23 protein-coding genes, 1 tRNA gene and 4 pseudogenes are annotated in these 26,564 nt (G+C 66.4%); 9 read left to right on the top strand and 19 right to left on the bottom strand.

Annotated elements, in window-relative coordinates; genetic code table 11:
* Positions 1-9: 9 nt before the first annotated feature.
* The 5 genes and pseudogenes from GKC70_RS14570 to GKC70_RS14550 form a co-directional block, all read left to right on the top strand.
* A pseudogene (locus GKC70_RS14570) lies at positions 10-398 on the top strand (phage tail protein); the annotation flags it as partial.
* Between the two features lie 373 nt (positions 399-771).
* A complete protein-coding gene (locus GKC70_RS14565; protein ID WP_342649073.1) occupies positions 772-1,326 on the top strand; it encodes a tail fiber assembly protein in 555 nt (184 codons plus the stop codon).
* 57 nt (positions 1,327-1,383) lie between these two features.
* Entirely contained in the window at positions 1,384-2,010 is a 627-nt protein-coding gene (locus GKC70_RS14560) for a glycoside hydrolase family 19 protein (RefSeq protein WP_342649072.1), read from the top strand.
* Positions 2,007-2,369: a hypothetical protein gene (locus tag GKC70_RS14555; protein ID WP_342649071.1), complete on the top strand. Its 363-nt coding sequence runs from the start codon at positions 2,007-2,009 to the stop codon at positions 2,367-2,369. The genes GKC70_RS14560 and GKC70_RS14555 overlap by 4 nt, the downstream gene beginning before the upstream one ends.
* A complete protein-coding gene (locus tag GKC70_RS14550; protein WP_342649070.1) occupies positions 2,366-2,635 on the top strand; it encodes a hypothetical protein in 270 nt (89 codons plus the stop codon). Before GKC70_RS14555 ends, GKC70_RS14550 begins: the two co-directional genes overlap by 4 nt.
* Positions 2,636-2,707: 72 nt before the next feature.
* Here GKC70_RS14550 and GKC70_RS14545 read toward each other — a convergent pair whose 3' ends face one another.
* The 4 genes from GKC70_RS14545 to GKC70_RS14530 form a co-directional block, all read right to left on the bottom strand.
* Positions 2,708-3,667: a tyrosine-type recombinase/integrase gene (locus GKC70_RS14545; RefSeq protein ID WP_342649069.1), complete on the bottom strand. Its 960-nt coding sequence runs from the start codon at positions 3,665-3,667 to the stop codon at positions 2,708-2,710.
* Between the two features lie 49 nt (positions 3,668-3,716).
* Positions 3,717-3,776, bottom strand: a tRNA-OTHER gene (locus GKC70_RS14540).
* A 6-nt stretch (positions 3,777-3,782) separates the two neighbouring features.
* A complete protein-coding gene (locus tag GKC70_RS14535; protein ID WP_342649068.1) occupies positions 3,783-4,154 on the bottom strand; it encodes a hypothetical protein in 372 nt (123 codons plus the stop codon).
* Entirely contained in the window at positions 4,151-4,588 is a 438-nt protein-coding gene (locus tag GKC70_RS14530) for a hypothetical protein (RefSeq protein ID WP_342649067.1), read from the bottom strand. Before GKC70_RS14530 ends, GKC70_RS14535 begins: the two co-directional genes overlap by 4 nt.
* A 170-nt stretch (positions 4,589-4,758) precedes the next feature.
* On the opposite strand from GKC70_RS14530, the gene GKC70_RS14525 reads away from it, so the two are divergent.
* From GKC70_RS14525 to GKC70_RS14515, 3 genes and pseudogenes are all read left to right on the top strand, one after another.
* Positions 4,759-5,055 (top strand): hypothetical protein, encoded by a 297-nt coding sequence (locus tag GKC70_RS14525; RefSeq protein ID WP_342649066.1) that lies wholly within the window; start codon positions 4,759-4,761, stop codon positions 5,053-5,055.
* The gene (locus GKC70_RS14520) at positions 5,052-5,306 is read left to right on the top strand and encodes a hypothetical protein (protein ID WP_342649065.1); all 255 of its coding nucleotides are present in this window, start codon (positions 5,052-5,054) and stop codon (positions 5,304-5,306) included. The genes GKC70_RS14525 and GKC70_RS14520 overlap by 4 nt, the downstream gene beginning before the upstream one ends.
* Before the next feature lie 105 nt (positions 5,307-5,411).
* A pseudogene (locus GKC70_RS14515) lies at positions 5,412-5,500 on the top strand.
* Positions 5,501-5,678: 178 nt separating this feature from the next.
* Here GKC70_RS14515 and GKC70_RS14510 read toward each other — a convergent pair.
* Positions 5,679-6,062: a GNAT family N-acetyltransferase gene (locus GKC70_RS14510; RefSeq protein ID WP_342649064.1), complete on the bottom strand. Its 384-nt coding sequence runs from the start codon at positions 6,060-6,062 to the stop codon at positions 5,679-5,681.
* A 112-nt stretch (positions 6,063-6,174) separates the two neighbouring features.
* Positions 6,175-6,294, bottom strand: coding sequence for a hypothetical protein (locus GKC70_RS14505; protein ID WP_342649063.1), 120 nt, complete (start codon positions 6,292-6,294; stop codon positions 6,175-6,177).
* 82 nt (positions 6,295-6,376) lie between these two features.
* Between GKC70_RS14505 and GKC70_RS14500 the strand changes: the two are divergent.
* Positions 6,377-6,674: pseudogene (locus tag GKC70_RS14500) on the top strand (dienelactone hydrolase family protein); the annotation flags it as partial.
* Positions 6,675-6,718: 44 nt separating this feature from the next.
* On the opposite strand, the gene GKC70_RS14495 reads toward GKC70_RS14500, so the two are convergent.
* From GKC70_RS14495 to GKC70_RS14435, 13 genes and pseudogenes are all read right to left on the bottom strand, one after another.
* A complete protein-coding gene (locus GKC70_RS14495) occupies positions 6,719-8,086 on the bottom strand; it encodes an isochorismate synthase (RefSeq protein WP_342649062.1) in 1,368 nt (455 codons plus the stop codon).
* Positions 8,083-8,391, bottom strand: a complete 309-nt coding sequence (locus tag GKC70_RS14490) for an isochorismate lyase (protein WP_342649061.1) — start codon at positions 8,389-8,391, stop codon at positions 8,083-8,085. Before GKC70_RS14490 ends, GKC70_RS14495 begins: the two co-directional genes overlap by 4 nt.
* A complete protein-coding gene (locus GKC70_RS14485) occupies positions 8,388-9,146 on the bottom strand; it encodes an alpha/beta fold hydrolase (RefSeq protein WP_342649060.1) in 759 nt (252 codons plus the stop codon). The genes GKC70_RS14490 and GKC70_RS14485 overlap by 4 nt, the downstream gene beginning before the upstream one ends.
* Positions 9,143-10,740: pseudogene (locus GKC70_RS14480) on the bottom strand (AMP-binding protein). The gene GKC70_RS14485 and the pseudogene GKC70_RS14480 overlap by 4 nt, the downstream one beginning before the upstream one ends.
* Positions 10,733-11,452: a VOC family protein gene (locus GKC70_RS14475; RefSeq protein ID WP_342649059.1), complete on the bottom strand. Its 720-nt coding sequence runs from the start codon at positions 11,450-11,452 to the stop codon at positions 10,733-10,735. The pseudogene GKC70_RS14480 and the gene GKC70_RS14475 overlap by 8 nt, the downstream one beginning before the upstream one ends.
* Positions 11,449-12,582 carry a Gfo/Idh/MocA family oxidoreductase gene (locus tag GKC70_RS14470; RefSeq protein WP_342649058.1) on the bottom strand — a complete coding sequence of 378 codons (1,134 nt, stop codon included), beginning with the start codon at positions 12,580-12,582 and terminating at the stop codon, positions 11,449-11,451. The genes GKC70_RS14475 and GKC70_RS14470 overlap by 4 nt, the downstream gene beginning before the upstream one ends.
* Positions 12,579-13,787: a cytochrome P450 gene (locus GKC70_RS14465; protein ID WP_342649057.1), complete on the bottom strand. Its 1,209-nt coding sequence runs from the start codon at positions 13,785-13,787 to the stop codon at positions 12,579-12,581. Before GKC70_RS14465 ends, GKC70_RS14470 begins: the two co-directional genes overlap by 4 nt.
* On the bottom strand, positions 13,765-15,489 hold the full coding sequence (locus tag GKC70_RS14460) for a class I SAM-dependent methyltransferase (protein ID WP_342649056.1): 1,725 nt from the start codon (positions 15,487-15,489) through the stop codon (positions 13,765-13,767). Before GKC70_RS14460 ends, GKC70_RS14465 begins: the two co-directional genes overlap by 23 nt.
* On the bottom strand, positions 15,486-16,520 hold the full coding sequence (locus tag GKC70_RS14455; protein ID WP_342649055.1) for a class I SAM-dependent methyltransferase: 1,035 nt from the start codon (positions 16,518-16,520) through the stop codon (positions 15,486-15,488). Before GKC70_RS14455 ends, GKC70_RS14460 begins: the two co-directional genes overlap by 4 nt.
* The gene (locus tag GKC70_RS14450) at positions 16,517-17,617 is read right to left on the bottom strand and encodes a saccharopine dehydrogenase (protein WP_342649054.1); all 1,101 of its coding nucleotides are present in this window, start codon (positions 17,615-17,617) and stop codon (positions 16,517-16,519) included. The genes GKC70_RS14455 and GKC70_RS14450 overlap by 4 nt, the downstream gene beginning before the upstream one ends.
* On the bottom strand, positions 17,611-19,356 hold the full coding sequence (locus GKC70_RS14445) for an ABC transporter ATP-binding protein (protein WP_342649053.1): 1,746 nt from the start codon (positions 19,354-19,356) through the stop codon (positions 17,611-17,613). The genes GKC70_RS14450 and GKC70_RS14445 overlap by 7 nt, the downstream gene beginning before the upstream one ends.
* Positions 19,353-21,092: an ABC transporter ATP-binding protein gene (locus tag GKC70_RS14440; RefSeq protein WP_342649052.1), complete on the bottom strand. Its 1,740-nt coding sequence runs from the start codon at positions 21,090-21,092 to the stop codon at positions 19,353-19,355. The genes GKC70_RS14445 and GKC70_RS14440 overlap by 4 nt, the downstream gene beginning before the upstream one ends.
* Positions 21,089-26,551: an amino acid adenylation domain-containing protein gene (locus GKC70_RS14435; protein WP_342649051.1), complete on the bottom strand. Its 5,463-nt coding sequence runs from the start codon at positions 26,549-26,551 to the stop codon at positions 21,089-21,091. The genes GKC70_RS14440 and GKC70_RS14435 overlap by 4 nt, the downstream gene beginning before the upstream one ends.
* Between the last annotated feature and the right edge of the window lie 13 nt (positions 26,552-26,564).

The following is a 26,564-nucleotide window of genomic DNA, read 5'->3' as shown; positions in this document are numbered from 1 at the left end:
GATTTGAGCATGCCATGGTACAGATCTGGCACGGTGGCGATTACTGCCGGCCAAAACACGGTGACCGGAACCGGCACCAACTTCTCCGCCAATTCGAGAGTTGGCGATGCCTTGCAAGGCCCGGACGGCCGCTGGTACGAAGTCACCAACATCGCGAGTGCAACGGTGCTGAGCATCCTCCCAGCCTATCAAGGCGGGACCGTGAGCGGTGGCACTTATGGCCTGGCCCCATGCAAGGCTACGTGAAGGAATCGGCAGACCGACTGCGGCAGTATGTTGAGCAGTTCGGCGCCAAAATGGCGGCCCTGGGCACGACCGGCAACTACGACATTCTGCCGGTGGCCAAGGGCGGTACTGGCTCTGACAACGCGACTGCAGCCCGGACCAATCTCGGCCTGGGAACGGCTGCAACCCGCGCGGTGGGATTCGCTCAGGGCCAGGTTCCACCCTCAGAATCCATCGGGCTGGTGGGCGCCTCGTCGACGACAAAAAGCTGGTACACCGACCTGGACCAGGGCTTCGATCCCGTGCTGTACGCCCCAGGTGCCCCGGGCGCCCCCAGCGGCGGCACTGGCTACTGGTACAAGCAGACGATCAGGTTTGGTGCCAACAACAACCGCCTGATGATCGCCTGGCCGTATGGCCTATCCGGCAATACAGGGACCATCAAGATGTGGTCGGTCTACGGTGATGGAGTTACACCCGTCATCGAGCTCTACCACACAGGCAACACCACGCGCGCATCCGACGGCACACTCAAGGCGATCTGACATGACTACACGAGCAGCAATCAACATTCTGGGCGACGGGTCGATCATCGACATCACCTCGCTGGGTAGCCGAGACCTCACTGTCCAGCACCCTGGGCCAGGTCAGTACCTTGTCAGTGGCACCCTCGGCATGTGCCCGCCGCCAGAGGGATGGGGCTATGTGCTGAACCAGATGGATGCCGCCGCATCGGTAGGCATCACCTACGCAGACGGCGTCCTGACTGTGTCTGTGATGAAAGACGCCGAGCCCGCGGACCTGTTGCACAGCATTACCCTGCATGTTTCTGTCGAGGATCTGCCAGTCGCCCAGCTGCCGCCGATGCCCGAGCCGGAGCCCGCTGACCCACTCACTGCTGCGCAAGCGGAGGCGGCGAGACTCAGGGCGATCGCTGACTCTGCAATCGCCCCGCTCCAGGACGCAGTTGATCTCGATGACGCGACAGAGGCCGAGGAGGCTCTGCTGAAACAGTGGAAGCGCTACCGCGTTGCGCTCAACCGCCTGCCCGAACAGCCGGGATACCCCAGCGCGATCGATTGGCCAGCGCCGCCTGCCTGATGCCGCATCCAACCCCGACCGCCGCCCGGCGGTATTTTTTTGTCCGGAGAAGCCTCAATGCCGATCACCGAACAGCAACTGCTGCAGATCCTCCCCAAAGCCCGCCCTGTAGCGGGCATTTTTTTGCCTGCGCTGAACCGTGCAATGCTGCGCTGGAAGATCGACAGCCGCGTGCGCACCGCCGCTTTCCTTGCCCAGGTCGGCCATGAGTCTGGCCAGCTGCGCGCCCTGAGCGAGAACCTGAACTACAGCGCCGACGCCCTGGTGCGGACCTGGCCCAGCCGCTTCACCGCCGAGACCGCGCCGACCTACGCTCGCCAGTCGGAAAAGATCGCCAATCGCGTCTACGGCGGCCGCATGGGCAACGGTCCTGAGTCGTCGGGCGACGGCTGGCGCTACCGTGGGCGCGGACTCATCCAGCTCACCGGCCGGGCGAACTATCGCGCCGCTGCCCAGGCCCTTGGTCTGCCGCTGGAGGAACAGTCCGAACTGCTCGAGCAACCGGAGCACGCAGCGCAGTCCGCCGCATGGTGGTGGGCGCAGCACGGGTTGAACGAATTGGCCGATGCCGGCCGGTTCAAGGACATCGGCAGCATCATCAACACCGGTCAGCCCGGGCGCACGCCGAACGGCGCCGCAGAGCGCCAGGCCCTGTACGACATCGCGATGCGGGTGCTGGCATGAAAGCCTGGCTGATTCGCCTGGCGGGGGCTGGCCTGCTGGTGTTGCTCGGCATAGCCGTTGGCACCTGGGCCACAACCAACCACTTCCGGCCGCTGCTCGATGACCAGCAAGACCGGGCCGCACAGTGCGCCGCCGCGCGCGACAACCTGGCCGGGCTGGCGCAGGAGCAGGGGAAAGCACTCGGCGACCTGACCCTGGCCGCGCAGACCCGCCAGCACAAGGCCGAGCAGGCGGTGGCCCAGGCGAAGGCTGGCGCCCAGGTCGACTATGCAGCCGCGAACCGGCTACAGCAGGAGCGCACCGGCGGCGATCAGTGCGCGGCCGCAACATCGATCATCGATCAGGAGCTGGGGCTATGAAGGCGCAGATCATGCAGGTGATGTTGGTCGGCCTGCTGCTGGCCGGGTGCGCAGCGAATGCACCGCCCCAGGTCCAGTATGTGCGTGTGGAAGTGCCAGTGCAGGTTCCGTGTCGTGCGCCGGATGTCGCCGTTCCGGAATGGGCAACTGCTGGAGTGCGCAAGACTGACAGCTTGGAGGTGAAGGTGCGGGCGCTGCTGGCCGAGCGGCGCCAGCGGATTGGTTACGAGCGCTTGCTCGAGGCTGCCGCCAGCGCCTGCCGGTAGCCTCACCTCAACGAATGCCCAATCAGTGAGTTCTTTGACCCACGCTTATGGGTTGCACAAACACGAAGCGCATCACGCGTGCCCCGTCACATGAGTGGGGCCTTTTTTCCTCCCCGCGATCGGCACAACTCTGTACGACACCGAGCCACAGTCGCGCTCGTCGTTGTAGAGGTCTGTAGTGCTCTGGCGCTTATGGCCAAGCAGCGCTTTGGTGTCCTGGCCCTGTGCACGGTACATCCTCTCAGACAATGAGCGAATTTCGTGGAAGGTGGCTGGCTTCTTGCCTTCACCCCATGCAGATCGGGGAATCGCCGAGTCGCGGTCTGCCGAGAACGCTGAGGTCAGGTAGTTCTTGTGATACGGCCGTCCATCAGGCCTGCAGATCAAAAGTTCGCCTGGCTTCATCCCGTCTCGGCATCGGTCAATGACTTTCCTCAGCGAGATGCGTGCCGCGTCCAGCCGGATGTCGAGTGGGATGGCCTGGCGGACGCCTGTTTTCTGATGCCTCACCAGTAGGTGGTCGTCTGAGATGTGGTCTGCCTGAAGACGAACAACATCTCCGATTCGCAGGCCGGTCACCAGGGCGATATCAATCGCGCCTACAAGCCACTGCCGGCCGCGGCGCGTACTGATCCTCCTGATGGCCTGCAAATGCTCGAAAGTCAGGCGCGACCGGCGCACGACGGGGCGTGGTCGACGAAGGTGAGTGATTGGGTTAAGTCCGACATGGCCTGCGATGATGGCTTCGTTGAACATATCGTCAGCCTCGATGTGCAGGCGCAATGAGAGATGCTCACGACCCGAATCCCAAACGCGACGAATTGCAGTTGCGGCATCAACTGGACGGATTGTAGACAGCTGACGGTCTGGTCCGCCCAGCAAAAGGACCAATTGCTGAATCTGTGACAGGCGGTCCGCGAGCGTTTTAGGCTTTAAATTGCGAGTCGCAATCAGAGTTCCAAACTCAATAGCCCACTGCCCAAGTGACATTTTGCTGGCGGGCAGGGTGGCACAGCAGTGATGGCAGAGCATGTAGCGTCTCCTAATTGCATATGATCTGCCTATCCGGCAGTAGAATGAGTGCAATCAGCAGGACTCGAACCTGCAACTTTGGAAGCGCATCCAGCCCAGCTATGATCGCGAAGACCTAGCGCTGTTTGTCTTGGAGCTCAATGTTGAGGCCCTGATCCGCCGACCAAGCAAGCTCCCCTGCCATGTCTGCGTAGTCGACGTATCCGTAGCGGCGTGCAGCTTCGTCCAAGGCTGCCGGCATGCTCACAGCCCTTACCAGGAGCGGATGATCGATCTGGTCATCTTTCCAGACAGCGAATGTGTCCATGCTCGCTTTGGCGTGGGATATGGCCCAGGCCAAGGCTTTTTTGTTGCTGCCATCAAACTGGCGTCTCAGATATTCCCAGTCGCCCGCCAGGTCTGGCTCAGTGGTGGGATTGATCAAAGCCTGGATCTGAATTTGGGCAGCGCGGTACTTCGCGACGGCGTTCTTCTGAGCCTTGCTCACGCTCTCACCAAGTCGCTGGCGCGATCAGCCATGTCGATCATGTAGGCCGTGCCTTGTTCGTCTGTCACGGCCACACCTCGGAATCCCAGCAGCTTCGCCGCGCGGGCTGTGAAAACCTGGACGTCCCAAGAATCATCAGCGTCCAAACTATCCAGTTGCTGGCGCTCGCTGATGATCTCTTCCGCAGTGTCCGTATCCACCCCGAAGCGAGTGCAAAACTCGTCGACCAAGGAGGTCAGTTTCGCTGCCTCTTCGTGATAGAAGAGGCTGCCAGCGTTAATCACCAGCCCATCGTCGATACTCAGGCTGTATGTGACGTATTCGCCAGCAGTCATGACATAGGGGCGGTCAGAGAAGAACAGAAACTCGTTGAATCTGCCGCGAGAGTGCAGCTCTACGATCTGTTCTGGGCTGGTATGAAAAAGCTCGATCATGGGCAATCTCCTTGAATGAAGACAGTGTACCACTATCATATGATATGGCACATCCTCAGACGACCGCCTGTCGGAATCACATACATATGCTCAGTCAGCGCCAAGCGGTACTTCCTGAGTCTAAGCCCTAGGTGCTGAAATACTGTATCCATGTACAGTATTGGTGTTCCATGTACTTCCTAATCGTCCGACGGCGTGAGCGCGGCGTCGCGATCCCGCCCGAGCAAATGCGCAAGGTCCAGGCCCTGCGCGGTCAGGTCCAGATCAAAGAAAGCCACTGCGCGGCGCTTGGAAGATCGACAACCACCGCCTGGGTGTTCAGCCCCGCACCCGGGGCAGACATCATCCCCCGTCTGCTGGACGTGCGCATCACAGGCATGGCACAGAACGGGATGAACCTCACCGGGCTGGAGGACGTTGACGGCGCGCTGTACGCGCAGTCTTGGTGGTGTAGGGCGGACCAATGATCCCGGAGACCTGGACGCGCGAACTCGACGACTGGTCGGCGTTGATCACCGATCCCGATGGCCGCGCTGCTGTGCTCGCGGAGATGGCGTATGCGGCCCGCCGGCGCCGGGATATCAATGACGCTGAATTGATCGACATGCTCGAGCTTGCAGAGGCGGGCAGGGCCTGGGCGCTCGAAGAGCACGACAACGCTTGGGCGTGCGGGCTTTTTCGCGTGTATCAGGATGGGCTGTCTATACAAGGGGATTAGATTCGGCAGGACGCCGTGGGCGGGCTGGCATGGGCCAGTGAGTTTTGAAGTGACTGTGTCCGGATCGGTTGAACCCTGTTAGGCATCGTTGCAGCGAGCGCCTGGCGGGAAAACCAGTAATTTCAAGGGTCTACGTGTGCTTGCCACGCATGGGGTGCAAGGGGTCGAGTGTTCGAATCACTCCGTCCCGACCAAAATACTCCAAGAAATCCAGTCACTTAGCGGTGACTGGATTTTTTTATGCTTGGTGGTTTTGAGGGCTTCCGATTTTCGCCCCACCGGTGTTTTTTGCGCTGGTCACGCCCCTTGAGCAAGAATCTGTGGAGGGCTTTGTGTGAGCTGAGCCGGCAGGGGGCACTGTCTGGCGAGTCATTAAAAGGATTGCAGTGGCAGGAATAAGCGACGGCTATCCGAACCAAGCGGCAAGAGCCCGCATTGCTCGTAGAATCCCCGAATGTCGTCGTCGCTAACGTCGACGACCAAGGCGTAGATTGCGATTTGATTACTGACGGCCAGCGTACGCTTGATGGCATCGGCTAGCAGCAATCCGCCTATGCCACGACCCTGAGCATCTTGGCTGATGCCGAGGCGGCCGAGCAAGGCGGCGGGGAGTGGGTGGCGAGGCAGTCTGCGAGCAAGCTTTTCGGGAAGCTGGTCGAACTCGATCGACAGGCTGGAAAGGGTGTAGTACCCCGTGATGACGTCTGGCTGCTCCAGCGTGGTGGCGACGAATACCCGGCTAACGCGGCGCTTCACGTCTTGGCCGGCTTGCTTGTGTACGTAGTCGTCCAGTGCGTTTACGCCGCATTGGAAACCGGCTCGGTAATGGTTGGTGGCTAAGGCGTGATGAGCAGATCGACTCGCTCGCTCATCGGCCGGTGACACGCTGTTCGTGACTCTCAAGGACGGCGTCCAACTTCTTGTTGAACATGACCGGCTTGCTCAGCGCATCGAAGAACGCTTCTGCATCGCTCGCCTTCAGGCTCATGACCTCATGCTCGCGGATGGTCTTCTCGGTATGTGCCAGTCATAGAGGTACCAAAAAGGTAACCTGGGCTCATGAGCATTTCGTCGACGAGTTCATCCTGTGCTTCACCCACATCACGAAAATTGACTGGCTGCTGCCAACGTCGCGCCGACCGGCAAGGCCTTGGAAATTCCATGCTGGGAGGGTGAAGTTGCTTGGCGACAAGCTATATCACAAGCGCTTCTACTGGGACCAAGCCAGCCCAGCGTGCTGATGCATATTGGCCTGCTGAACCCCGAAGGGCTGCCGGTCGCAGGGGTGGAGACAGCGCGCATGTGCTGGATGAGAGCTTGCCTTCCAACACCCTGATGCAACGTTGGTGGGATAGCACCGAACGCTGAACTGGGTGAGGTATCACGATCAATGGGCTGCTTTGCAGCCCTGTTCAGGCCGACACCTCCAATGCTCGTTCCATGTTGGCCAGCTTGATCTGCGTTTCTTCATATTCATTGACCGGCTGCGACCCTTGAACGATGCCGCACCCGGCGAACAGGTGGCAGCCGCGTGAGGTGAGCAGTGCGCAGCGCAGGGCGACGAGGAAGTCGCCGTTGCCATTGCCATCCATCCAACCTACGGGCGCTGAGTACCAGCCGCGGTCAAAACCTTCATGGTCGCGGATGAAACGCAGCGCTGAGGCCCTCGGCAGGCCGCCCACCGCTGGCGTCGGGTGCAGCGCCGCCACGCCGTCCAGCAGGCTGCGCCCACCCCGCAACCGGGCTTTGATCGGCGTGCTCAGGTGCTGCACGTTGGCCAGTTTCAGCAGCTTGGGGTCTGGGGCGGCTTGCAATTCGTCGACCAATGCATCCAGGCCCTCGACGATGCTGCTGACCACCAGCTGGTGCTCGTGGCGTTCCTTGAGGTCCGCCAGCAAGGTCGCGCCCAGCACCTGGTCTTCGCCCGGCGTTTGCCCACGCCTTACGGTGCCGGCCAGGGCGTGGGTGCTCAGGTAGCCTGCTTGGCCGCTGAGCAGGCGCTCTGGCGTTGCGCCCAGGAAGCAATGCCCGTCGCGGTGCAGCGCGAACAGGTGCGCCTGGCCGCGACCTTCGTGCAGGCGGCGTATCAATGCGCCGCTGTCCAGGGCCGTGTCGAGTTGGTACTCGATATGCCGTGCCAGCACCACCTTGCTCAAATGATCGTCATCGATGGCCCGCAGCGCCCTTTCGACCTTGTGCTGCCACAGCGTCGCCGGCAACGCAGTGCGCTCTACCACCGCAGGCATGCTGGCGCCATGGGGCTTGGGTGCCAGCAAGCGCTGGTAGGCAGCCAGGCTTGCATGGGCCAGGGTGAGGGGGTCGCTGCCGGGCTCCACCAGGCGCTGGCAGCGCAGCCAGCAGCCGCTGGCATCTTCGCTCACCAGCCAATGCGCCAGCTGGAAACTGGCGTCAGCGAACGGCGCCCAATGGGGCGCGCTGGGCGTTCGTGAATCGAAGCGCATGCCGCCAAGCAGCAGCGGCGCCAGGGGGCCGTCTAGCAACGCGTCGGCGCACAGTGCCTGCCACCGGCGCTGAACCTCGGCCAGGCGTTGTTCGCCACCGGCTTCGACCTGCCATTGGCAACCCTGGCCGAACAGCGTCAAGCGCGGTTGCTGGGCACTCCAGAAAAATCCCTCACGCTGGGCTTCGTACAGTTGCAGCGGGTCAAGGCCAGGGGCCGGGCAAGTGCCAACCGCCAGTACCGGGCGCTGCAACGCCTGGGCACGCAGGCGGGCTTGCTCGAACAGCGCCAGCAGCGCGGGAAGGTCTACCGCTGTCATAGCGCCTTGCTCTGGTTGTGCAGCCAATAGGCGGTTTGTTCGGCGATGTACCAATGAATGATCTGGTTGAACAGGTGCTCGATGAACTCGCCATCGAGCCCGGCCTGCTCGGCCCAGGAGCGGCGCCGGGGCAGCATCGCAGCCACCCGCTCGGGCGCGGCGATGCTGGCCTGGTCGGGCTTGAACGCCGAGGCCGCCTTGACGTAGCGCATGCGCAGGCCAAGGGTGCGGATGATCTGTTCGTCGAGGGTGTCGATGGCCTGGCGGATGTCCATCAGGTCTATGCAGTTTTCCGGGGTTTTCATGGCTGGGCTCCAAGGGATGAGGCGGCACGCCGAAGCAGGTGGTCGATCACCGGGCGTGCCTGCTGACGGAGGTAGAAATGGTTGCCGTCGAATAGTTGGATATCGGGGGTATGGCGGGTCAGGTCGCGCCAGGCGCTGGCCTGCTCCAGGCTGACTTCCTGGTCGGCGTGGGCCAGCAGCACGTCCAGTGGCGCCGCCAGCGCGTGCAGGTGCTGGCGGCCCCAGGTTTCGATGGCCTGGTAGTCGCTGCGCACCGTGGGCAGGAACAGCGCACGCACCTGGGGGTCGTCCCAGAGGCGTGCGGTATCACTGGCCTGGCGGCGAATGTCGGCGATCAGGCTGGCATCGTCCTGGCGGTGCAGGTCGCTGTGGGGTTGCCGATGGGGTGGGGGGTGTGCGGAAACGAACACATGGCTGACGCCTTGGCCCGCCTGTTCCAGGTGCAGCGCCACCTCGTAGGCGATGGCGGCGCCCATGCTGTGGCCGAATAGCAGCACCGGGCAGTGGGACAGGGCCAGCAACGCCTCGCTGACGTGATGGGCGAGCGTGGCCAGGCACGGTACGCAGGGCTCGCTGAAACGCTCCTCGCGGCCTGGGTATTGCGCCGCCAGCAGGTCGATGTCGGCCGGCAGGTGTGCAAGCCACGGGCGGAAGAAGCTGGCGCTGCCGCCGGCATGGGGCAGGCACACCAGGCGCGCCCTGGGGCGTTCGCCCTGGCGCAGTGCCCGCAACCAAGGGTTCGAGGCCTGCATCATGACGCTGCCACCTGCTCGGCCAGGGCCTTGCGGTTGACCTTGCCCAAGCGGGTCAAGGGAAAGCGTGGCAACACTTGCAAGCGGTCTGGCAGGGTGTAGGCAGCTACGCCGCGCTCGCGCAGCCAAGCGTTGAGTGAGGCCAGGTCGAGCTTGGGCTCGCGGGCCAGCACGCAGGCGCAACTGCGCTCGCCCAGCAGCTCGTCAGGCACCCCCACCAGCGCCACGTCGATGATGTGCGGGTGACTCAGTAGCAGGTTCTCGATCTCTTCCACGGGCACCTTTTCGCCGCCGCGGTTGATCACCTCCTTGCTGCGCCCTTCGACGATCATGTGGCCTTGTGGCGAACGCCGTACCAGGTCGCCGCTGCGGTAGAAACCGTCGGCGGTGAAGGCGCGCAGGTTTTGCTCTTCGGCCCGGTAGTAGCCGCGAATGGTGTAGGGGCCGCGCACCAGCAACTCGCCCACCTCGCCTGGCGCTACCGGGCGGTCGTCGGCATCGACGATACGAATTTCGTCCGCTTCGGTCAGCGGCAGGCCTTGGGTTTCGAACACCTGCTGTTGTGGGCCGTCCAGCGGGGTAAAGCACAGTAGCCCCTCGGCCATGCCATAGACCTGCTGCAGGCCGCAGCCGAGGGTGGGTTGAATGCGTGCGGCGATTTCTGCCTTGAGCCGAGCGCCGCCCACCTGCAGGGTGCGCAGGCTGCTGAGGTCGTGTTCGTCCCACTGCGCGACTTCCAGCCACAGCTGCACCAACGGCGGAATCAGCGCGGTGTGGGTAATACGCTCGCGCTCGATCAGCTCGAAGGCGGTATCCGGGCTTGGCTCGGGGCACAGCACCAGGGTGCCGCCGACGCTGAACACCCCCAGCGCGCCAGGGGAGGCCAGCGGGAAGTTGTGCGCCACCGGCAGCGCCGCCAGGTAGCGGGTGTGCAGGTCGAAGCCACAGGCCTGGGCGGCCAGGCGAGCGTTGCAGGCGTAGTCGTCATGTGTGCGTGGAATCAGCTTCGGCAGGCCCGTGGTACCGCCAGACAGCAACAGCACCGCCACCTCGCGGGACGACGGCGCAGGCAGCGTTCGAGGGCTGGCCTGGCAGTGCTCGAGGGCTTCGAACTCTTCGGTCTCACCCACCACCAGCACGTGCCGCAGCCCCTTGACCTGCTGGCGCAGGGTGCGGGCCAGGGGCGGTAGTCGAAGCCCAGGTGGCGGTCGGCAATGACATAGGCCACTGCCTGGGTCAGCTCGGCCAGGTGGCGCAGTTCGTGTTCGCGGTGTGCGGGCAGGGCGAACACCGGCACCGCGCCCAGGCGCAGCAAGGCGAACATCAGGCTGAAGAACTCGGCGATGTTGGGCAATTGCACCAGCACCCGGTCACCCGCGCCGATGCCCAGCTCGGCCAGGCCCGAGGCCAGGCGGTCGGCATGCAGGTCCAGGTCGGCGTAGCGCCAGCGGCGCGGGCCGTCCACCAGCGCTTCGCGCTCTGGCGTGCGCTGGGCCTGTTCGCGCAGCAGTTGCCCAAGTGGCGCCCCCTGCCAGTAGCCTTGTTGGCGATAGCGCTGGATAAAGTCCTCGGGCCAGTCTGTGCAGCCTTCAAGCATGGGAATCTCCTTGGATGATGGGGTGGCTCGCCAGGGTGGCGCCGTGCAGGTTCAGGGGGTGTGCGAGCCCGGCGACGGTCACCGAGGTAACCCCGGTGCGCGAAGCAGGGTGGGTGACCAGCACGGGGTCGGTGCCGGCCAGCAGGTCGACGGCGGCCTGGTCGTCGGGGTGCACCCCCAGGTGGATGGCGGCCAGCCTGGTAGCGCCGTTGGGGTGTAGCAACGCCTCGGGGTGCTGGCGCGGCTGGTAGGGCGTGACCAGAAAAGGCAGGCTCGGCTGGCGCGTGTAGACGAAGCGAAAGCGTGTGTGGCTGCCATCTGCGCAGGTGCGTTTCCAGCGCACCGTGCGGCCCATGTTCACGCCGCCGACGTTCAGCGCTGCCAGACGTGCATCCAGTGCCTGGTCTTCGCACAGCAGGGCCAGGTCGCAGAAACCTTCGCCCCGCGCCGCCCAACCGAGCATGCGCCGCCCAGCACCAGGGCCGGCCAGGCAGTCGATGGGCCACTTGAACAGCCAGGCGTGGCGCGGGGTGGTCAGCAGCTCGATGATCGGCCCCTGGCTGAACCAGATGTGCGCATGCTGCGCGCGGGCTTCGGCCGTTGCGTAGATAACTTCGAAGCCTGCGCCGCGGAAGTTCGCAACGGCCTGGTGCAGGTCGCGCACCCACAGCAGCACATGGCTGCAGGTCGATTCAGGTAGCGGGGTTTTCACAGCAAGGCTCCCAGCAGTTGCGCGGTGTCGTCACCGCAAGGGGCAAGCACCGCGTCGGCGCGGGCCTGCAACTCAGTCAGCGCCAGCGCGGCGGGCTCGGCAGGTTCGATCAGCGTGGGCATGCCGAGCAGCCGGTTCATTTCGGCCCAGGCCATGGATACTTCGGTGGCCCAGCGCCCGCTGTGCAGGCGCCGTTCGGGTGCCTCGATGTCGCGACACAGCTCGCCCAGGGCGACCACTACGGCGTCTGGCCAGGTCTGGTTGAACACCTGGTGGTAGGAGGCTGGCACCTGGGCATCGAGGGTCACCAATGTCGGCCCGGCCAGGCGCTCGCTGCCGGGCCCGGCCATGAGCAGGCGGTCGGTGGCATCACGCGGGGCATGCAGGCGTGGGTTCCACAGCAGTGGGCCGTGGGTGTCGGCCAGGCTCAGCACGCCGGCCTCGCAGCCCACCTCGAGGCGGTGCAGCAGGAATGAATGGTTGTCTGGGTCGCGTGGGTGCACCTGGTTCTGGATACGCAGGCTGATAGGCACCCCCGCGAAGCTGGCGGCCAACCGGGTGAACGGCTGCGCGCCAAGGTTCTCGGCAGGGGCGGCGAAGGCCCAGGGGCGCAGGCCGCCGGTCAGGCGCCCGAGAATGTCCAGCAGCGGGTAGGCCACCTGGCTGTTGCAACTGGCGTCGATGTAGGCCAGCCCTTGCTGCTCGCGCAGGTAGGCGGCCACCGCCAGCAGACGGCGCACGGCCAGCAGGTTCGGATACAGGGTGTTGACCGCGTAGGCCGCGTGGCCCTGGCGCGCTGCCTGCAAGCACGCGGCGATTTCCCGGTGGTGCACCGGGTGTTCCTGCAACACGTGAATGCCCCGGCGCAACAGGGCCTGGGCCAGCTCGCTGCCGGGGCCGCCGGTGGCCCCGGAGCGCACCACCACACAGGCGATGTCGACGGTATCGGGCAGTTGTTCGACCGTTTCGTACAGCGCAACGCCATAGTGTGCCGCGCAGGCGCGTGAATAGGCGTTGCCCCGCGAAAGAATGCCCACCAGTTCATAGTCGGCCTTGGCCCGGGCGATGGCTTGCAGGTAGATGCGGCCGAACGCGGTGCCAGCCACCACCACACGTTTACGCCCGCTCATGCCCAGGTCACCGGCAGGCAGTGGGCGCCGCGGAAGAAGGTGTCGGTCTTCCACTGCACGTCGCCGCAGCGCTGCAAGTTGGGCATGCGCTCCACCAGCGCACGCAAGGCTTCCTGCAACTCGACGCGGGCCAGCGCCGAGCCGATGCAGTGGTGCAGGCCATGGCCGAAGCCGAAATGGCCGCTGGTGTCGCGCTGCAAGTCGAGGGTGTTGGGGGCCGGGAAGCGTGCCGGGTCGTGGTTGGCCGCGCCGATGGAGGCGAATACCGCCTCGCCCTGGCGTACCAGGGTGTCGCCGACCTGGATGTCTTCCAGGGCGTAGTGCACGAACATCGCCGCCGATGCCAGGGGGATGTAGCGCAGCAATTCCTCGACCGCAGCGGGCACCTGCTCGGGATCGTCTTTGAGTTGTTGCCATTGCTGCGGGTTGTCCAGCAGCACCTGGATGAAGTTGGGAATCTGCGAGGCGCTGCCTTCGTAGCCCGCCACCAGAATGGCGATGCACAACAGCAGCAACTGCTCTTCGCTCAGGTGCTCGCCTTCTTCGTGAGCCTGGGTCAGGGCGGTCATGAAGTCGTCCCTAGGCGTGCTTCGACGTTCTGCAACCAGGCCTTTGATGTAGGCCGCCAGCTCACCGAGGTGCTGTTGGGTTTGCGTGGCATCTTCGGGGCGAGTGGAGAGCAGCGAGTCGTTCCAGCGCTTGAAGCGGTCGCGGTCCTGCAGCGGCACGCCCAGCAGTTCGCAGATCAGCGCCAGGGGAATGGGCAAGGCAAAGTCGTTCACCAGGTCCGCGGGTGGCCCAGCGGCGAGCATGCGGTCGATCAGTTGGTGCGCGTGCGTGCGCGCATGCGGGCGCAGGGCTTCGACGCGGCGCCGGGTGAAGGCTTGGGCGGCGAGCGAGCGAATGCGCGTCAGTTGCGGTGGGTCCATCATCACGATGCCGCCAGCGATACGGGCGAAGGCGCGTGGCGCGTCGGGGCGGCGCAAGGCTTCGCCTCGGCTGAAACGACGGTCGCCCAACACCAGGCGCACGTCGTCGTAGCGGGTGGCAAGCCATGCTGGCGCGCCGATAGGCATCTGGATGCGCAACAGCCCTGGGGCGTTTTGCGCATCGCGATAGGCGTCGGCCAGTTGCAGGTCGGTGAAGCGGTTGAACGGGTACGCCACAGGGCAGGTGGGGAAGTCATGGCAGGTCCTTGGCGGCACTGAGGCTGGCCCATTGGCTCAGCGTGGAAGGTTCGGGTAGGTACTCGGGCAACTCGATGCGCAGGCCGGGGGCCTGCAGATGTGCGGCCAGGGCCTCGCGGCTCAGGCGCTGGTGGGGCACCTGGGCGACGAACACCCGGTGGCCGAGCGGGGCCAGCGTGTGGTCGGCGCCAGGCAGGCTGCGGTTGCCTTGAAAACCCGTGCGCGCCAGCGCTGCTTGCCACTGAGCGAGGTCCAGGAAGGTGCTGCTGCCGTGCTGGCGCTCGTCGGCGGCCTGCTCGAGCATGAAAGCTTGGGAGGCCATGACCCAGAATTCCTCACGGGTGGGCTCGCTGAACACCAGCCAACCTCCGGGCTTGAGCAAGGCGTACAAGGTGGCCAGGGTGCGGTCGGTATCGCGGGCGGCGTTGAGCACGCCTCCGGCGACGATCAGGTCCCATGCCTGGGTGGTGCGGCCCTGTTCCAGGGCTGGGCGGTCGATGTCGAATACGCCGTGGCGCACCCAGGGCCAGTGGGCATGGCGTGCGACCGCCTGTTCGGCGAAGTAGCGCGAGACATCGGTGCACAGGTAGTCCAGCGCCACCCCGGCCTTGGCCAGTGCGGGCAGCACCGCCTGGGTGGTGGCCCCGGTGCCGGCGCCCACCTCGAGCACGCGCAGCGGCGCGCCATGGCTCTGGCGAGCTGCCCAGGCCGCCACCCAATGGGCCACCGCCTGGTGCTGGTACTGCGCGGCCAGGCTCTCGCGGTACAACGCCGCAGCCCGTTCGGTACGGCCTTCGGGGAACAGCAAGTGCACAGCGGCGCGTTCGCCACGCATCAGCGCAGGCAAAGCGCGGGCGTTGTCGCGGGCATAGTCGATGGTGCCGTGGCCACCGGTATTGTTCGCCCAGGCGGGCGCCAGTTTGGCCCAGGCCTGCTCCAGGGCCTCCAGGCTCCAGGTGTCGGCAGCGACCGTGGGGTACAGCTGCACACCGTCGCGGCGCAACAGGCCCTGTGCTTGCAGAACGTCGAGCCAACGTGCGACCAGCGCACGCTGGCCGGGCCCGATGCCGGCGTTGGCCAGGCTGGCGGCGACGTTCTCCAGGGGCGCGGGCAGCAGGCCGCAGCGGTCCAGGCCATAGAGCATGCTCAGCAGCGCGGCGTGGGCCAGTTGCTGGTCCAGTTGCACGGCCTGGGCCAACTGTTGGTCGTCCATTTGCTGGTTCATGGCCGCGGCAGTGACGTCCAGGTGGTCGTCCACCAATGTGGGTGAGCAAGGGTGGGGCACGACGAACAGCACTTGGCCGTCGAGGGCGGCGGCACTGACCGCCGGGTGCGCCAGGGCGCGCTGGCAGCTGTGTTCGTGCTCGGTTTGCAGGCTGTCCAGGGCCTGCCATTGGTCATCCAGGTAGGTGTAGCCGCGCACCGTGCAGGCGAACTGCGCGGCGGCACGCTTGGCCAGGGCGGTGTGCCCAGGCGTGGGGGCTACGAACAGCAGATGGCGCAAGTGGCTCAGGTCGCTCAAGGCCAGGCCGGGAAAGGCCAGCAGGCGTTCGAGTTGCTCGATGTCCATCAGTACCACCTCGGGCTGCTGGCGCTCCAGTTCGGCCAGTAGGCGCGCCGGGGCCAGGCGGTGCTCGCCCAAGTCGATGGTGGGCGGCAAATGCCACAGGGGCGAGTGGCCAGATACGTCCACCAGCAGGGTATTCACGCTCAGCTTCATCGTTCGCCCTCCACGGCCAGGAACAGGCGTTGCCCGGCCTCGGCCAGCGGCTGCTGCTCGTCTGGCCATACCTCCACCAGCGCGAACCCGCTGGCGTGCAAGGCGCTTCGCCACGCCTCTACAGGCAGGAACACCTCGTCGCTGGCCCGTGCCGGCATGCCTTCGGCGGGCGACAGCAACAGGTGCATGAAGGTCAGCATCGCCGGGTTGTCGGCGATGGATTCGCTGAACAGCAAGGTGGCGCCCGGGCGTAGGGCGGCGCGGATATGCCCCAGCGTGCGCGCAAGGTCGTGGGCGTTGTGCAGCACGTTGCCGGCAATCACCAAGTCCAGGCTGCTTGCGTCGATGCCCTGTTCGAGCAATGGCCGGTCGATGTCGAGCAGCTCGAAGCGCATGTCCGGCTCCAGGCGGAACTGGCGTTGCGCGGCCACCTTGAACATCGCGCTGAGGTCGCTGAAGTGGTAGTCCAGTGCCCGGCCTTGCAGGGCTGCGAGCACGGCTTCGGTGGTGTGGCCTGCGCCGCCGCCAAGCTCCAGCACTTGCAGGCGCTCACCTGCGGCCTTGACCGTGCAGGCCCGGTCGCCCAGCGTCTGGTTGATCGCGGCGGTGTAGCGGTTGCGCTGGTAGGCGCCCAGTATCGCTACTGGCTCGCCGCTTTCGAACAGCAGCGGCGCCAGGGCCCGCTGGTCACGCAGCAGCTCGGGCAAATGCTCGATCACCCGCCCATGCAGTGCGGCCATGCTGGCGGCAAAGCCCAGTGCGGCATACAGCCTCGGCAGTTGCTCCAGCAGCGGTGCGTGAGGGCGGTAATGCCAGGCGAGGCGGCCCTGGTTTTCGCGTAGCCACCCCGCGTTCAGCAGTGCCACCTGCCAGCGGCGCAGTACCCAGGCATGCCGGGGCGCGCAGCCCAGGGCCTGTTCGATCTGCGCGGGGCTGCGCCAAGTGTATTCGGGCAGGGCGTCGTGGCTCAGCAGCACCTGTGCCATGGCGGCCAGGCTCAGTTGGTTCAGTTGTTCAAGTTCTGGGGTCACAGGGTGCCTTCCTCGGCGTGGTGCAGGTGATCGATGGGTAGGTCGATGCAGGTCAGCGCGCGGATCGCCGACGTGCGTTGCAAGCGCTCCAGCGTGAGGGCCGCAGGCAGCACCTGGGCGGCGTGGTGACGGCCAGTGGGCAGCTCGCTGCGCACCACGCTCAGGGTGCTGGCCGCGGCCATGGCGCCGGTCAGGGCGGCGTTGCCAGCACCGCCCAGCAGCACGCTGCGGGTGATGGGCTGCCCCTGGAGGTGGCCGTCCAGTTGCACCAGCAGGGTGACGAAGGGCGCTTGGCCGCCGAGGTCGAGCAGGCTGGCCTGGCGCAGGCGCTGGGCGGCTTCTGCGCGGGGCTGGCCATGGGCGAGGTCGAGCGCCTTGAGCACGTGACCGTCCTCGATCACGCTGAACCATTGCCCGTCCGCCAGGCCCAGTTGCCGGGCCAAGCGTTCGCCTTCGTGGTTCAGGTACGGCAGCACCTGCACTGCGCCTTGGAAGCACGGCAACCGCGCCTCGCGACGGCGCGCCAGGGCACGCGGGCTGCGGCCATTGCGCCAGGCCGCCAGCGGCTCGCTGGAGCCGTCCGTGGCGCCTTGCAGAAAGTCGTCGGCGGCCACCAGGGTGAAGTGGTCGCGCAGGCCGAAATAGCTGGTCAGTGCATGCACCTGGGTGAAGCCACGCTCGGCCAGCCAGCGTGGCAGCAGGCCGGTGAGCCCCGGTTGCAGGCCGGCGCCGAACACCATGCAGCGGCCTGGGCCGGGTGTCGGAGGGTGCAGGGTGTCGGCGGCGTCGACGAAGTGCGCCGCAGCGTCCATCGCGGCTTGGGCGCAGCGCCCGGCAAGGCGCCATGCCGGGCCTGCGCAGTTCACCAGCACCTCGCAGCCCTGGGCGAAACGCGCAAGGCTTGGGGCATCTTCGAAGTCCACGGTTTGCCATTGCAGGTGTGCTGCTGGCCACTGCTGGCGCAGCTCGGCCAGACAGCGCGAGCCTGCCATGGCATCGCGTCCGCCCAGGCGCAGGTGCTGCAAACCGAGGGCAAGCAGGGCCTGCACCGTGGCCAGGCCCACATCGCCGCGTGCGCCTACCACGCCGATCAGCATGCGGGCTCCTGCGCGTTCAGGCGCCAGCCACTGGCGCGCTGGCGGTCATGCCAGAACCCGGCGTAGCGGCCGTTGCCGGCCAGTAGCTGCGCATGGGTGCCGGCTTCCACCAGGCGGCCACGGTCCAGCACCAGAATCTGGTCGGCCGCCATGATGGTCGGCAGGCGGTGGGCGATCACAAGCACCGTGGCGCTGTGCATCAAGGTGCGGATGGCCGCTTGCACATAGGCTTCGTTCTGCGGGTCGAGCGCTGCCGTGGCTTCGTCCAGCAACACGATCGGCGCGCGCTTGAGCAGGGCTCGGGCCAGCGATACGCGCTGGCGCTCGCCGCCCGACAAACTGGCGCCACCTTCGCCGACCGGCGTGGCCCAGCCCTGGGGCAGACGCGCGACGATCTCGTCGACCCCTGCCAGGCGCGCCGCTTCAGCCACCTGTTCGGCGCTGGCGTCGGGGTTTCCAACGCGGATGTTGGCCTCCAGGCTGTCGTCGAACAGGTACACGTCCTGCATCACCAGCGACAGTTGGGCCATCAGCGCTTCGCTGGACAACGCACGCACGTCCACGCCGCCCACCTTGACCTGGCCTTCGCTGGCATCGAAAAAGCGCATCAGCAGGCGAGTGATGGTGGTTTTCCCGGAGCCTGAGGCACCGACGATGGCGGTCATTGAGCGTGGCGCCACCTTGAAGCTCAGTTGCTCGATCACCGGCGGGCCGCTGGGGTAGGCGAAGCTCACTTGTTCGAACGCCAGGCTGCCGGGGGCGCTCAGCGCCTGGCTGACCTCCGGTTGCGCCAGTGGTGCGGTGCGCAGGATGTCGGCCAGTTGCTCCAGGTCGTTGCCGGCCATGCGCAGCAAGCCGCTGCGTGCGGCAGCCTCGGCCAGCGGCCCGACGAAGCGGGCAGCCAAGGCCAGCAAGGCGACCAACTGGATCGCGTCGATTTCTCCGCTGCTGGCCAGGGCGATGCCCACCCCCACCAGCAGGGCGAAGGCCAACTGCACGCACAGGCCGCCGGCCAGCAGCCTGGGGAAGGTCTGCGACAGCATCGAGCCGCCTGCGGCCTTCTGTGCCTGGTTGGCCGACTGCAACGGCGCGTAGCCGCTTTGGGCCTGGCCGAAGGCGCGCAGCACTTGCTGGTAGCGGGCGAATTCCACCACCCGGTTACCGGCCAGGGTCGCGGCGGCCTCTACCCGCTGGTCGTTGGCGCCAATGGCATTGGCCGACCAGTGGTGGGTGAGGTAGATGAGCGGCGCGCAGGCCACCGCCGTGAGCCCCAGGCGCCAGTCGAACACGAACAGCGTCAGCGCCACGGTGGCGGGTATCACCATGCCCGAGACCACCGGCCCCAGGTAATGGGCGAACAGGCCAGTGACCATCAGCGTGCCGCTGGTGGCGCTGCGCGACAGGCGCCCGACTTTCTCGTTGTTGAACCAGCCAAGAGGCAGGCTCATCAGGTGCTGGCCCAACCGGTCGTGCAGCGTGGTCAGTACCACCAGGGCCAAGGCGAAGCCCTTCATGGCCTGCTGGTAATGGGCAATGCAGGTCAGCACCACCATCGCCGCCAGGGCGCCGAGCCAGGCCAGGGCCTTGGGCAGGTTGCTGGCGAACAGCGCTTGCAGGATCGGCACCAGCAGCGCCACCGCCAAGCCCTGGAGCACGGCGCTGGCCACCAGCCAGGCGAGGTAGCGGTACAGGCGCCCGGCCTGGGCCGGGCCCAGCAGGGTGAGCAGGCTGCGGATCACGAGGACATCTCCAGGTCGGGGGCAGTGGTTTCGGCGCTGGCGCGCCACAGGCGGGCGTAGGCGCCGTCGGCCTGCAGCAGGTCGTGGTGAGGGCCGCACTCGAGCACCTTGCCCTGGTCGAGCACGACGATCTGGTCGACCCCGCTGATGCTCGCCAGGCGGTGGGCGATCACCAGTACCGTGCGCCCTTTGGCCAGGGCCGACAGGGCGTCCTGGATCAGCGCTTCGGATTCGGGGTCGGCATGGGAGGTGGCCTCGTCGAGCACCAGCACTGGCGTGTCGGCCAGCAGGGTGCGGGCGATGGACAGGCGTTGGGCTTCGCCGCCGGAGAAGATCGCGTCTTCACCGATCACCGAGGCATAGCCCCTGGGCAGGGCCATGATTCGCGTGTGGATCTGCGCCGCACGTGCTGCGGCGTGCAGGGCGTCGTCGCTAGCCTCGGGGCGCCCCAGGCGCAGGTTGTCGGCCACGCTGCCGTGCACCAGTTGCGCGTCCTGCAAGACGAAGCCGACCTGCTGGTAAAGGATTTCAGGGGCGATGTCGCGCACATCGACACCGCCAAGCTGCACCTGGCCTGCGGTGACATCGTGAAAGCGCGGCACCAGCTTGGCCAGGGTCGACTTGCCGGCCCCCGAAGCCCCCACCAATGCCGTTACCGTGCCCGCCGGGCAGTGCAGGTCGACGCCCCTGAGAATCAAATGCTGCGGGTCGTAGCCAAAATGAACGTCGGTGAAACGGATGTCGCGGCCCGCAGGCGTGCTGCCTTGAGCAGGGCAGGGCAGCTCCTCGACGTTCAGCAGGGTTTCGATGCGCTCGGCAGCTGCCAGGGCGGTGCGTTGGGCGGTCAGGCTTTGGTTGATGACCAGCAGCGACTGCGGGATCACCACCGCCACCAGGGTTTCGGCGAACAGCTCAAGGGGCGTGATCCAGCCCTTGGCCACCAGCAGGCTGCCGACCCCCAGGCTTGCCAGCAGAATCACTGGCACGCTCAGGGCCATCGACGAGAACGCTTCCAGGCGCAGCAGCGGGCGCACCCAACCGGCGTACTGCTGGCCAAACTGGTCGACAGCCTGGCGGTAGCTGCGGTGCGCCTCGCCCACCCGGCCAAAGGCCTTGACCACAGCAATGCCATGGACGAACTCGACGATGGCGGCGCTGACCCGCGTCATGGCCTGGTCGAGCAACTGCATCTTGCTGCCGAAGCCTCGCATCATCAGGGCATAGGCGACCGCGTAGACCGGCAGGGTCAGTAGTGCCAGCAGTGCCAGGCGCCAGTTCAGACTGGCCAACCAGAGCAGCCCGGTCAGTGGCGTGACCAGCGCGGTGGTGTGCTCCACCGCGTGGTGGGCGATGAGGTGATGCAGGTCTTCGAGGTCGTCCTGCACCACCTTGCGCACCGCGCCGGAGGTGGTGTCGGTGTACCAGCCCAGCGGCACGCGGCCGAGCTTGCGCACCATGGCCTCGCGCAGGCTGACTTGCAGGCGGTGGTCGGCCAGGTGCGTCAGCCACAAGGCGATGCCGCTGGCCATCCAGCCCAGGGCCAAGGACAGCACCAACAGCGCGGCCCAGCGCCACAGCGCGCCGGGTTCGGCGTGGCCGTCCAGCAGCAACCGGCCCAGTTCGGTGAGGCCAATGAAGGGCACCAGGTTGACCAGCGCTCCGACGGCGGCGCACAGCACGCCCAGGCGGATGAGGGGCGTGACCGGGCGTTTGAGGGTATCCAGTGCAGTGGTCATTGGGTTTTCCGAAGGGCCTCGAGCAGGTGGGCGGTGACGGTGTGCACGTGGGGTGGTTCGATCACGCTGAAGTGGTTGCCCGGCACGTCGATCAGCTCGAACTGGCCCAGGCAGGTGTTTTCCCAGAATGGCGCAGCCAGGTGGCCGACGCCGCCGGTGATACCGAACGACTGCTGCTCCAGGCAGCGCAAGTAGGTGATGTCACCCAGCAGCGGTAGCGGGTCGAAGCGCGCTGCACGCATGCTGTGGCGGCATACGCGGAACAAGGTGGGGACCAGTTCCGGGCCGATGGGTACGCCCGCCTGGCCTGCGGCCTGGCGGGCGTAGTCGGCCAGGCGCTCGTCCTGGCTGCGCGCCGCTTGCTGGCGCACCGCCTGGGCCAAGGCTTCAAGGCCTGGGTCGCCGCTCAGCGCGGCCATTGCGCCGGCGGGAACGCGGCGCTCGCCACGGCTCATTAGCAGTTCGATGGCGCGGTACACGTCGATGTCCTGCACCTGTTCGCCGAACACCGCCTTGACCGGGTCGAGGTTGAGGTTGGGCACGAAGATCGCCTCGTAGGCCAGTTCTTCGTCGGTGTCGATGAACATCGGGATGCTGTCGATCAGGCTCAGGTTCACCACCTCGAGGCCGCGTTCGAGCAGGCGCCGCGCCACCTCGGTGGCGAGCAGCCCGCCGAGGCAGTAGCCGATCAGTTGGAAGCGCTGGTGGCCGTCGGCGATCAGGCGCTCGGCGTAATCCTGGGCCACTTGCTCGATCAGGCGCTTGGGCTCCAGCGCCAGGTACTGCTCGGTGTCGGCTACGGCGAAGCCGATCACCGGCCCGGCCTGTTGCTCGGCCAGGGCCCGGCCCAGGTGCTGGAAGTAGTCCAGGGTGCCGAGGGCGGCATGGAACATCACCCGCACCGGCCCTTGCTCGCCACCGCCGAAGGGCACCACCAGGGCGTTGCTGCTGCGCTGGGCTTGGCCTGCGTTGCCAGGGGTGTCAGGGGCGGCCTGGCCATGCTTGAGCAAGCGCAGCAGGGCGGTGACGTTGGGTTCGTTGAGCATCTGGCGCAGCAGGGTGTCGTAGCTGTGCGCCTGGGCCTCGGCGAACTGTTCGCGCAACTGGCCGGCGACCCGAGCGAGAATCAGCGAGTCGGCGCCTTTTTCGTAGAAGCTGTCGTCCATACCGATTCGTGCCAGGCCCAGGGCCTGTGCCCACAGCTGGCAGAGGGCGGCGGCTAATGGGTCGGCGGGGGTTGAGTCCTGGGCATCGTCCAGCTGGGCGTTGAGCACCGGGCGCCACTGCGCCAGCGCAGCGCGGTCGACCTTGCCGTTGAGGGTCAGCGGCAGCCGGTCGAGCACTTGAAGGTGCGCGGGCAGCATGTAGTCGGGCAGGCGCTGGGCGAGGGCCGCGCGCAACGCGTCCACGCTCAGGCGTTGCACACCGGCCTTGAAGCGGGCAGCGAATACGCGCATGCCCAGGGCCGCCAGGGGGTGGTCATCATGGGGCAGCAGCGCTAGGCATTCGCCACCGAAGGCAGCGATGCGCGCCTGCCAGCTCGACGCCTCACGCAGGCCGCTGCGCCCGTGGGCATGGTCGGCGCCCAACGGGGTCATCATGAAGCCCTGGGTCAGCAGGATCGCCGGCCATTCGCCGGTGGGCTCGCTGAACACCAGCCAGCCACCGGGGCTCAGCAGTTCGACGATGTGCGACAGGGCGTTGTCGATGTCTTGCACGCTGTTGAGCATGCCCGCGCACAGCACGATGTCGGCGCTCTGGCTGGTCATGCCCTGTTGGCGCGGTGGCTGGTCGATGTCCAGCACGCCGTAGCGCACCCAGGGGTGGTCGGCGAAGCGCTCGCGTGCTGCGGGCAGGAAGAAGGGCGTGAGGTCGGTGAAGCGGTAGTCCACCTCAAGGCCGTCGAGCAGGGCGATCACCGGGGCGCTGGTGGCGCCGGTGCCTGCGCCGATTTCCAGCAGGCGCAACGGGCCGTTGCCGTCGAACTGGGTCGCCAGGCGGTTTATCAGTGCGGCAATGGCGTTGTTGTTGTAGCGCGATACCGCATCGCCACCGTACAGCTGCAAGGCGATGTCTTGCCGGCCTTGCGGGAACAGCAGGTCGAAGGGGTTGATTTCGCCTTTGAGCAGTTGGGGCAACTGCTGTACATGGCTGCGCTGGTAGTCGAGCAGCGCTTGGCTGCACAGGCCCGAGGCCACAGCCTGCTCAAGCCTGGACCAGGCCTGGGCGGCCTCGCGCGGGGTGTTCGCCAGCCGGTAAACGCCGCCCTGCGCGTGCAGCCAACCGGCCTGGCAGAGGGCGTGCAGCCAGCGGCGCAGCAGCCAGTGGTGCTGCGGTGCGACGTGCAGGGCGTGGAGGATGCTCGCGGTGTCTGGTGTTTCCAGCTCGCCTCGGAACAGCTTGGCCTGAGTCATGACCTGCAACATCGCGCCCAGGGCGGCGCTGTCCAGGTCTGCCTGGTAGGCACGCACCTGCTGGGCATCGAATTGGCCCACCTGGTTGTCGGCGTAGCGGCCGATGGTGTTCAGCAAGCGGGTGTCTGGCAGGGGTTCGGCTTCGCCTCGGGCTGCGGTGACGAACGCCAGCAGGCTGCGCTCGCCGGCATCGTCCAGCACCAGGCTGATCGCGTTTTCCACGCCGGGCAGGCCGAGCAGCGCGGCGTCGATTTCGCCCAGCTCTACGCGGTGACCCCGAATTTTCACCTGGCCGTCCTCGCGGCCCAGGAACTCCAGCTCGCCACCGGGCAGGTAGCGGCCACGGTCCCCTGTGCGGTAGAGGCGCTGGCCATCCAGCGGGTGGGCGAAGAAGCGTGCGTCGCTCAGGACCGGGTCGTTCAGGTAGCCCTGGGCCAGGCCCATGCCGGTGATGTACAGCTCGCCCGCCACCCAGGTCGGGGCATCCCGCCAGTGGGCGTCGAGCACGCGAAACCCTTGGTTGGCCAACGGCAGGCCATAGGGAATGCTGCGCCAGGCCGGGTCGATGGCGCCAATGGGGTGCAGGTTGGACCAGATCGAGGCTTCGGTGGCGCCGCCCAGGGCCACCAGTGTCAGCCCTGGCAGCAGTTGCGCCAGTTGCGGCGCCAGGTTCAGTGGCACCCAGTCGCCAGACAGCAGGGCCAGGCGCAGACTGTCCAGCGGGCGCGGTTCGGCTTGCAGGTAGTGGCTGAGCATTTGCATCTGCGCAGGCACTGAGTTCCACAGGGTCACCTGGTGGCGTTGCACAAGCTCGGCCCAGTGGGACGGGTCGGCGCCGCGCGCGGGGTCGGGCAGCACCAGCGTCGCGCCGACCGCCAGGGGGCCGAACAGGTCGTATACCGACAGGTCGAAACTGAGCTGGGCCAGGCCAAGAATGCGGTCGTGGGCGGCCACCTGGAAGCGCCGGTTGATGTCCAGCACGGTGTTCAGGGCGGCGCGATGGCTGATCATCACGCCCTTGGGCTCGCCGGTGGAGCCAGAGGTGTAGATCACGTAGGCCAGGTCGTCGGCGTTGCTTACCTTGGGGGTGAAGTCGCGTGCAGCCAGCACGTCGACCGCGTGCCAATGCAGGTGCTCGGGCAGTGGGCTGGCCGGCAGCGCCTGGGACTGGCCCAGTACGTGACGCACCTTGGCGTTGGCCAACACTCGGTCACGGCGGGTGGCGGGGGCGTTGCTGTCCAGCGGCAGGTAGGCCGCGCCCGCCAGCAACACGCCGTAGGCAGCCACGACTTGGTCCAGGCCCTTGGGCATGAGGATCGCCACGGGTTCGCCCGCGCCGCACCCTGCATCGCTTAAGGCCCCGGCCACGGCCTGTGCGCGGCTGGCGAGTTGGGCGTAGCTCAGGCAGCCGTCGGCGGCGATGACCGCCAGCGCATTGGGCCGGTGCCGGGCCATGTTCAGGAAGTCGTCCTGCAGACGCCCTTCGGGCACCGGGGCGGCGGTGGCGTTGGCGGCCAGGCGCTCGGCTTGCTGCCAGGCCGGCAGCGCCACCTGCAAGGGCTGCTGCCAGGCGGCCGGGTCGCGGGCCAGGGCCTGCAACGCTTGGGTGAATGCTTGCAGCATGTCCTCGACCAGGCCTTCGGGGAACACGCCTTGGCGCACATCCCAGTGCACGTGAAGGCCGTGGCGGTCGTCCATTACCTGGCAGTCCAGGGTTACCTGGGGCGTTTGGGTGATGCCGTAGCCAACCTGACGCTGGCTGGCGCCTGGGGTCTCGGACGCAAGGCCAATGGCGCTGGTGAACACCACGGGCATGGCGGCCGCTTCGCGGCCACGGCGTCGGCCGATTTCGCGCATTACCTGAATACCCGAGAACAGGCGGTGCTCCAGGTCGCTGAACAGTTGGCCGCCCAGCTGCCGTACCTGGGTGGTGAAGTCCAGGCCGTGGGCATCGCCTACCTGCAACAGGCTTACCGAGGTGAAGTCGCCGACCAGTCTGTCTACCTGTGGGTGCAGGGCCAGACGGTTGAGCAGGGTCAGGTTGAGGCTGAACGTCGGCTGCTGGCTCCAGCGCTGCAGCACGCTGGCGTAGACGCCGAGCACCACGATGGATGGGGTCAGGCCGTGCTCGCTGGCACAGGCTTTCAGCGCGGCCCATTGGCTGGCGTCGAGGTGGGCGCCGTGGCGGCTGAAGCGTGCGGGGTCGCTGCGCTCGCCGCCCATCGGCTTGGGCAGCCGTGGCGCGCTGGGCAACTCATCGATACGCGCCAGCCAGTAGTCGCGGTCGCGCTGGTAGCGGCTGCCTTCGAGCAGGCCGCGCTCGGCCAGCAGGTAGTCGCGGAACTGGATGTCCAACGGCTGAAGGTGAGCGTGAGGGTCTTGCAGCAGTTGTTCGAGCTCGTTGAATAGCAGTTGCGCACTGGCCCAGTCGGCGATCAGCGAGTCCATGGAAAAGTGCAGGGTGTCGCCTGCATCGCTGCGGCTCAGGCGCAGTTCGAACATGGGCCATTGCTCGGTGGGGTAGAGCTTCTGTTCCATGGCCTGGCGGATGCGCGTCAGGCCATGGCGTTGCTGCTCGGCATCGGCGGCGCGCCAGTCATCTCTGGCCAGCACGTAGCGTGGCACCTCGGCCAGCACGCGTTGCGAGCCTTCGCTGGCGACGACGGCGCGCAGCATGTCGTGGCGCTCGATCAAGCGGTTCCAGGCGTCCTCGACGCGCTGTGGGTCTAGGGTTGGCCAGATCAGTTCCAGGTAGCCGTGGCAGGCCACGCCGCCGTAACCGAATGACGATTGGCGACCCAGCAGGTAGGCGTTCTGCACGTCGGTGAGTGGGAAGGGTGCATGGCGGTTGGCCTCGTCGGCCTTCACCTCCGGGCGCTCCTGGGCTTGCAGCAGTTGCAGGATCTGCTGCTTGTGCTGGCGCAGCCGCTCCAGGTAGCGCTCATCGAGCAGGCCTCGGGGGGCGCGGAACTTGAGTTGCCCGTCCTGGGGCCAGAGGGCGACGCCCAGGGACTGGAGTTCACTTAGCAGTTTTGCGGCAGGCATGACGGTGACGGCT

This window comes from Pseudomonas sp. REB1044, assembly GCF_038813925.1.
Classification (GTDB): Bacteria; Pseudomonadota; Gammaproteobacteria; order Pseudomonadales; family Pseudomonadaceae; genus Aquipseudomonas; species Aquipseudomonas boreofloridensis.
The sequence above is the reverse complement of the archived record's forward strand: the minus strand, read 5'-3'. Positions and strand labels throughout refer to the sequence as shown.